Source organism: Streptomyces sp. FH025, assembly GCF_017427025.1.
In the GTDB taxonomy this organism is placed as follows: Bacteria; Actinomycetota; Actinomycetes; order Streptomycetales; family Streptomycetaceae; genus Kitasatospora.
This window is the reverse complement of record NZ_JAFLNG010000395.1, coordinates 1-7,274: the sequence shown is the minus strand read 5'-3', so window position 1 is coordinate 7,274 and position 7,274 is coordinate 1. Positions and strand designations below refer to the sequence as shown.

The window sequence follows — 7,274 nt, the reverse complement described above, 5'->3', positions numbered from 1 at the left end:
CAGCGCGGCCCCTCCGGGTGAACGGGCACGTGGCCGAGCTCGCCCGCGTAGCCGCTCGCGCCGCGCAGCAGCCGGCCGCCGACCACGATCGCCGCGCCGACCCCGGCCTCGGCGGAGACGTACAGGAAGTCCTCCGGGCCCTCGCCCAGCCACCGCTCGGCGAGTCCTCCGAGGTTGACCTCGTTCTCGGCCTCGACCGGCAGTTCGGCCAGGCCGTCCCCGGCCGCGCGCAGCGCCGGGCGCAGTTCGGCGGCCAGCGGGACGTCCCGCCAGCCGAGGTTGGCGGCCCGCTGAAGCAGTCCGCCGCCGACCAGCCCGGGCACCGCCAGGGTCAGCCCGGCCGGGCGCAGACCGGACGCGGCGACGGCCTCGCGCACCAGGTGGGCGAGGTCGGCCATGACGGCGTCGGGGCGGCGGCCCCGGTTGACGACCTCCCGGCGCCGCCAGGCCCGGACCTCCCCGCGCAGGTCGACCACGCAGGCGCCGAGGTGCCGGACGCCGATCTCGGCGCCGAGGCCGCCGGGGCCGAGCGGGTTGAGCCCGAGCGCGGTGCCGGGGCGGCCGACCTTGCCGCTCGGCGCGGCGGGGCCCTCCTCGACGAGGAGTCCGGCGGAGATCAGCTGTTCGGCGAGCGAGGAGATCGCGGCCCTGGTCAGCCCGGTCTCGGCGGCCACCTCGGCGCGCGAGCGCGGGCCGCGCGCGATCACCCCGAGCACCAGGGCCAGGTTGGCCCGGCGCATCCCCTGCTGGCTGGCGGGCCCGGTCCGGACGCCGTCCGGTTCCCCGCGCATAACGCTCACCTCACGGTCTCACGGCACGTCCCGTGGCATCTCGGGTGCAGCGTAACCGGGTTCGTACCGGGGCCGCGCCCGCAGCGTGGGGGACGGCGTCTCCGCAGTGTCGCACGCGGGGACGCCGTCCTCCTGTCGAGCGGCGAGGCTTGACCGGTGCGGCCGTCAGGCGGCGGCGACCAGCACCTCGGCGGGTTCCAGCGCCAGCTCCAGCACCTCCCTCACGTCCGCCACCGGGTGGACGGTGAGCCGCTCCAGCACCTCGGCCGGGACGTCGTCCAGGTCGGCCTCGTTGCGCTTGGGGATGATCACCGTGGTGACGCCGGCCCGGTCGGCGGCGAGCAGCTTCTGCTTCACCCCGCCGATCGGCAGCACCCGCCCGGTCAGCGACACCTCGCCGGTCATCGCCACGTCGGTGCGCACCTTGCGGCCGGAGAGCAGCGAGGCCAGCGCCGTGGTCATGGTGATGCCCGCGCTCGGCCCGTCCTTGGGGACGGCCCCGGCCGGGACGTGCAGGTGCACGCCGCGGTCGCGCAGCGAGGTGACCGGCAGCTCCAGCTCGGCGCCGCGCGAGCGCAGGTAGGAGAGCGCGATGTGAGCGGACTCCTTCATCACGTCGCCCAGCTGCCCGGTCAGGGTCAGCCCGGTGCCGCCGGTCTCGGCGTCGGCCAGCGAGGCCTCGATGTAGAGGACGTCCCCGCCGGCGCCGGTGACCGCCAGGCCGGTGGCCACGCCGGGGACGGCGGTGCGCCGCTCGGCGGGCTCCTGGGCGGACTCCGGCACGTGGTGCGGACGGCCGATCAGGGCGCGCAGGTCCTCCGCGCCGACCGCGGCGGGCAGCTCGCGCTCGCCCAGCTCGGCCTGGGCGGCGAGCTTGCGCAGCACCCGGGCGATGGCGCGCTCCAGGTTCCGCACGCCCGCCTCCCGGGTGTACTCCCCGGCGAGCCGGCGCAGCGCCTCCTCGGCCACGGTGACCTGCTCGCCGCCGAGGCCGGCCCTCTCCAGCTGGCGCGGGAGCAGGTGGTCGCGGGCGATGACGACCTTCTCGTCCTCGGTGTAGCCGTCCAGGCGGACCAGCTCCATCCGGTCGAGCAGCGGTTCGGGGATGGCCTCCAGCACGTTGGCGGTGGCGAGGAAGACCACGTCGGAGAGGTCGAGCTCGACCTCCAGGTAGTGGTCCCGGAAGGTGTGGTTCTGCGCCGGGTCCAGCACCTCCAGCAGGGCGGCGGCCGGGTCGCCCCGGTAGTCGGAGCCGACCTTGTCGATCTCGTCGAGCAGGACGACCGGGTTCATCGAGCCGGCCTCCTTGATCGCCCGCACCAGTCGGCCGGGCAGCGCGCCGACGTAGGTGCGCCGGTGGCCGCGGATCTCGGCCTCGTCCCGGACGCCGCCGAGCGCGACCCGGACGAACTTGCGGCCCATGGCGCGGGCCACCGACTCGCCGAGCGAGGTCTTGCCGACGCCGGGCGGGCCGACCAGGGCCAGCACGGCTCCTCCCCGGCGCCCGCCGACCAGCCCGAGCCCCTGGTCGGAGCGGCGCTTGCGGACGGCCAGGTACTCGACGATCCGCTCCTTCACGTCGCCGAGCCCGGCGTGGTCGGCGTCCAGCACGGCGCGGGCGCCGGAGATGTCGTACGCGTCCTCGGTGCGCTCGTTCCAGGGCAGCTCGAGGACGGTGTCCAGCCAGGTGCGGATCCAGGAGCCCTCCGGGGACTGGTCGGAGGCGCGCTCCAGCTTGTCGACCTCCTTGAGCGCGGCCTCGCGGACCTTCTCGGGCAGGTCCGCGGCCTCGACCCGGGCGCGGTAGTCGCCCTCCTCGTCGGCCGGGTCGCCGTTCAGCTCGGCCAGCTCCTTGCGGACGGCCTCCAGCTGGCGGCGGAGCAGGAACTCCTTCTGCTGCTTGGCCACGCCCTCCTCGACGTCCTTGCGGATGGTGTCGTTGACCTCCTCCTCGGCGAGGTGGTCGCGCAGCAGGGTGAGCGCGTACTCCAGACGGGCGACCTGGTCGGCCTCCAGCAGCACCTTGAGCTTCTGCTCGGCGGTGGCGAAGGGCGCGTAGCCGATGTTGTCGGCGAGCTCGCCGACGCCCTCGATCTGGGCCACCCGGTCGACGATCTGCCAGGCACCGCGCTTGCGCAGCCACTGGGTGGACAGGGCCTTGTACTCCTTGACCAGCTCGGCGGCCCGCCCGGCCACCGGCATGCCCACCGAGGACTCGCGGAAGGGCGTGGTCTCCACCCAGAGGGCGGCGCCGGGGCCGGTGGTGCCGACCCCGATCCGGACCCGGCGCACGGCGCGCACCAGCGCGGCGGGGTCTCCGTCGGCCAGCCGGCCGACCTGCTCCACCGTGGCCAGGGTGCCGGCCGCCGCGTACGAGCCGTCCACCCGCGGGACCAGCAGGACCTGCGGCTTGCCGGAGCCGGTGGCCGCGGCGCGGGCGGCCTCGACCGCGGCGCGCACCTCGGTGTCCTTCAGGTCCAGCGGGACGACCATGCCCGGCAGGACGACCTCGTCGTCCAGCGGCAGCACGGGCAGGGTGAGCGGTGTGGACGTCGATGCCATGATCTCTCCCCAGTCAGCGAACTTGAGTCGACCTGACTAAGGCTTCACGGGCCCGGGATGTTCCCGGCACCTTGTTCGCCATGAGCGAACGCTGGAGCCACGGGGAGGGCGCGCGGGAGGCACCGTCAAAAGCGCGGGAAACCACCCCGGAGCGCGGGGCCCGCCGGAAGAACGCGGGGGCGCCGATCGGGAAGCGCTAGCGCACGGCGGACGGCCGCGCGCCCCTCACCGGCGCGGGGGCGGCTCCGGCCGCCGGGGCCGCGGCCACCGCCGAGCGCGGGCGCGGCCGGGGCCGGCGCCGCTCCACCCGGCGCAGCCAGCGCCACAGCGCCACCCCGGTGAGCACCGCCGCCGGGTGCCCCACCGCGGTGATCACGTCCCTGTCGGTGGCGATCTGCTCGGCGATCATCAGCCCGGCCCCGCCCAGCGCCAGCAGCCGCCCGCGCCGGGAGAGCAGTCCGGCCACCGCACCCAGGCAGGCGAGCACGCCGTAACTGACCCCGATGTCCAGGTAGTCCATCACCTCGGGCGCCATCCGCCCGGTCCCCACCGCGGTGATCACCACGCCCTGGGAGAGCAGCGTCGCGGCGACGTGCCCGATCGCGAAGACCGCCGCGGCCCGGGCCGGGCCGACCTTGCGCTCCAGCGGCGCGAGGGTGAAGGCGAAGCCCCAGAGGTACGGCATCCACACCTCGCCGGCCACCCAGAAACCGCTCAGCACAAGAGCGCGCAAAGGATGCTGCAACAGGTTGTGCCCATCCGAACTGGAGGCCTCCTGCAAGCGCTGCACGAGTTCCGGATCGGCGACTTTGGCGAAGGTCGTGGTGGCTCCGACCACCGCGAGATATCCGAGCGTGAACGGGTTGCGCCGAGGCGTCGGCAACCGCTCCAGCAGCCACTCGAAGACGCCGGTGCGCAGCCCGTACCGGAGCATTCCGTACGGCACCCCCGCGGGCGCGCACCCGTCGGCGTCCCGCCGTGCTCCAGCCATGCCGCCTCCGCTCGACGCCCGTGACCACCGGTCTCGCCAGGAGCCCAACGTACCGGCGCGCGCGCCGGATTCCACCCGGCGGGGTGTTGCCGCGGTCACGGTACGTCGAGGTTCTGAGAAGCGGCTGGGAAAAGGCGGTGAAGACCGCGGCCGCGGGAGCGGCCCGGATTCTCGACATTGGTCTGGACCTTCTCCCGATTAACGGGTCAGTAGGCCCTCTGACCGGCAACTTGGCGTCAACTGGACTGCATACGTACCGTTACGCAGTGAAAATTCGCCGGGTAAGGTATCGGCCCGTGCCCACTCGTGCAGTGGGCCCGAGGGCGGCCCGACAGCCGGCCCACGGGCCGGAAACGTCCGGTCCACCTGCCGGGAGGCATCCACTGTCCGTACGCTGCGAAGTGCGCGGGAGAGGCGGGCGGTTGACAATCCGCCCTCGGCTCCCGGGCGCGCGACGGGACGGCGGACCCGGCACAGTCCACGACGGAACAAGACTACGAGCGGAGCCCGCCATCCCCGAAGGTGGCCGGCCCGCAGCCCTGGGGGCGGTGGCGTGACCGTGACAGAAATTCAGCAGGACAACCACAACACCGGCGGCGCGGTGAGCAGCCAGCGCAGAGTGCTGGTGGTGGAGGACGAGCCCACGATCGCCGAGTCGATCGCGGCCCGGCTGGGCGCGGAGGGCTTCAAGGTCGCCGTCGCCCACGACGGCCCCGGCGCGGTGGACGGCTTCCACACGTGGCAGCCGGACCTGGTCGTGCTGGACATCATGCTCCCCGGCTTCGACGGCCTGGAGGTGTGCCGCCGGATCCAGGCCCAGCGCCCGGTGCCGGTGCTGATGCTGACCGCGCGCGACGACGAGACGGACCTGCTGGTCGGCCTCGGCGTGGGCGCGGACGACTACATGACCAAGCCGTTCTCGATGCGCGAGCTGGCCGCCCGGGTCAACGTGCTGCTGCGCCGGGTCGAGCGCGCCCAGCAGGCCGCCCGCACGCCCGCGCTCGGCAGCCTGCGCTTCGGCGAACTGGAGATCGACCACGTGCAGCGCCGGGTCCGGCTGGCCTCGGGCGACGTCCACCTGACGCCGACCGAGTTCGACCTGCTCGCCTGCCTGGCCGCCCAGCCGCGCGCGGTGCTCACCCGCGAGCAGCTGCTGGCCGAGGTCTGGGACTGGACCGACGCATCCGGCACCCGCACCGTCGACAGCCACGTCAAGGCGCTGCGCCGCAAGATCGGCGCCAGCTGGATCCGCACCGTCCACGGCGTCGGCTACGCACTGGAGGCCCCGCTCTCCTAGGAGGGCGGCGCCACGGACGACGGGCCAACCGGGGGGCCCGCGTCCCGGCACCGCCGCGCCGCCACGCGGGGATCACAAGGGACCGATGACCTTTCCACAGCAACGCAACGGGGACGCCGACGCCGCGCGCCCGCAGACGCTGGCCGCCCGGGCGGCCCACCGGGTCTGGGCCGACATCCGGCCGCTCGACCCGGTCCGCTCGATCAAGGGCAAACTCGCCCTGCTGGTGATCGTCTCCGTGTTCCTGGCCACCGGGATGGTCGTGGTGGCGATCCGGTCCGAGACCCAGATCCGGATCATCATGGTCTTCTCCATGGTCGCCTCGCTGCTGTTCATGCAGTTCCTCGCGCACGGGCTGACCGCCCCCCTGCGCGAGATGACGGCCGCCGCCCGCGCGATGGCCTCCGGCGACTACAGCCGCCGGGTCGAGGTGAACTCGCGCGACGAGATCGGCGAGCTGGCGGCCGCCTTCAACGCCATGGCCGCCGACCTGCAGGCCGCCGACCGGCACCGCCGCGAGCTGGTCGCCAACGTCTCGCACGAGCTGCGCACGCCCATCGCCGCGCTGCGCGCCGTACTGGAGAACGTGGTGGACGGCGTCGTCCAGCCCAATCCGGCGACCCTGGAGGCCGCGCTGGAGCAGACCGAGCGGCTCGGCCGCCTGGTCACCCACCTGCTGGACCTCTCCAAGATCGACGACGGCGTGGTGGACCTGGACGCGCGCCCCTTCGAGGTGCGCGAGTTCCTGGACGGCGTGCTGCGCGGGGTCACGGTGGACGGCGCGACGGCCGGCGGGGCCTTCTCCCGGCGCGGCGACGTCCGACTGGCCCTGGAGGTCAACCCGGCCGGCCTGACCGCCGTCGCGGATCCGGAGCGGCTCCACCAGGTGGTCGCCAACCTGGTCGACAACGCCTGCAAGCACTCCCCGCCCGGCGGCACCGTGACGGTGCGCGCCCGGCCCGACGGCGAGGAGGGCGGCCTGCTGCTGGAGGTCCAGGACGAGGGCCCGGGCATCCCGCCGGCCGACCGCAGCCGGGTCTTCGAGCGGTTCAGCCGCAGCGGCACCGCGACCGCCGCCGGGCCCGGCGCGGACGGCGGCACCGGGCTGGGCCTGGCCATCGCCCGCTGGGCGGTGGACCTGCACGGGGGGCGGATCGCGGTGGCCGAGTCGCCGAGCGGCTGCCGGATCGAGGTCCGGCTGCCCGGGCCCCGCTGAGCGGACAGGGACATTTGTCACAGATCCGACACAGCCGCACACGAAGATCGTTCGATGATTCAGCCGGGGCTTTGTCCGGTTTTGCCCTACTTTGAAGGCCGATCGGGCCTGATCGGTTCCCCTCAGATACGGCTTTCTAACGTAGTTTTTCAGCCAAACTGCAGGTCAGGACTGTGATCTGGGCGACGCCTGGGGCCCGGGGACTGCGCGATCACTGGTCAGGGGCGTAGCCTTAATCCCCGCTGTCCAAACATCCCAAAAGGAAGCGGAAGAGGGCGGTTGCCGCCGTGTCGCCAACACCTGAAACCCCCAGCTCGGCAAGCTCCACTGGCTTCGGTCCGAATGAGTGGCTCGTCGATGAGATCTACCAGCAGTACCTCCAGGACCCGAACTCGGTCGACCGAGCCTGGTGGGACT

Annotated in this window: 6 protein-coding genes; 3 read left to right on the top strand and 3 right to left on the bottom strand. The window is 73.7% G+C overall.

Annotation, left to right across the window (positions count from 1 at the left end):
• The 3 genes from J0670_RS24780 to J0670_RS24770 form a co-directional block, all read right to left on the bottom strand.
• A partial coding sequence (locus J0670_RS24780) for an ROK family transcriptional regulator (RefSeq protein ID WP_207813870.1) occupies positions 1-791 on the bottom strand: 791 nt, incomplete at its 3' end.
• Positions 792-956: 165 nt separating this feature from the next.
• Positions 957-3,353, bottom strand: coding sequence for an endopeptidase La (gene lon / locus J0670_RS24775; RefSeq protein ID WP_207813869.1), 2,397 nt, complete (start codon positions 3,351-3,353; stop codon positions 957-959).
• A gap of 196 nt (positions 3,354-3,549) precedes the next feature.
• A complete protein-coding gene (locus J0670_RS24770) occupies positions 3,550-4,344 on the bottom strand; it encodes a rhomboid-like protein (protein ID WP_207813868.1) in 795 nt (264 codons plus the stop codon).
• A 559-nt stretch (positions 4,345-4,903) separates the two neighbouring features.
• On the opposite strand from J0670_RS24770, the gene J0670_RS24765 reads away from it, so the two are divergent.
• The 3 genes from J0670_RS24765 to J0670_RS40010 form a co-directional block, all read left to right on the top strand.
• Positions 4,904-5,641 carry a response regulator transcription factor gene (locus J0670_RS24765; RefSeq protein ID WP_196949490.1) on the top strand — a complete coding sequence of 246 codons (738 nt, stop codon included), beginning with the start codon at positions 4,904-4,906 and terminating at the stop codon, positions 5,639-5,641.
• 85 nt (positions 5,642-5,726) lie between these two features.
• Complete coding sequence (locus J0670_RS24760; RefSeq protein ID WP_207813867.1) at positions 5,727-6,857, top strand: cell wall metabolism sensor histidine kinase WalK; 1,131 nt, start codon at positions 5,727-5,729, stop codon at positions 6,855-6,857.
• 287 nt (positions 6,858-7,144) lie between these two features.
• The coding region (locus J0670_RS40010; RefSeq protein ID WP_307806674.1) for a hypothetical protein at positions 7,145-7,274 on the top strand (130 nt) is incomplete at its 3' end.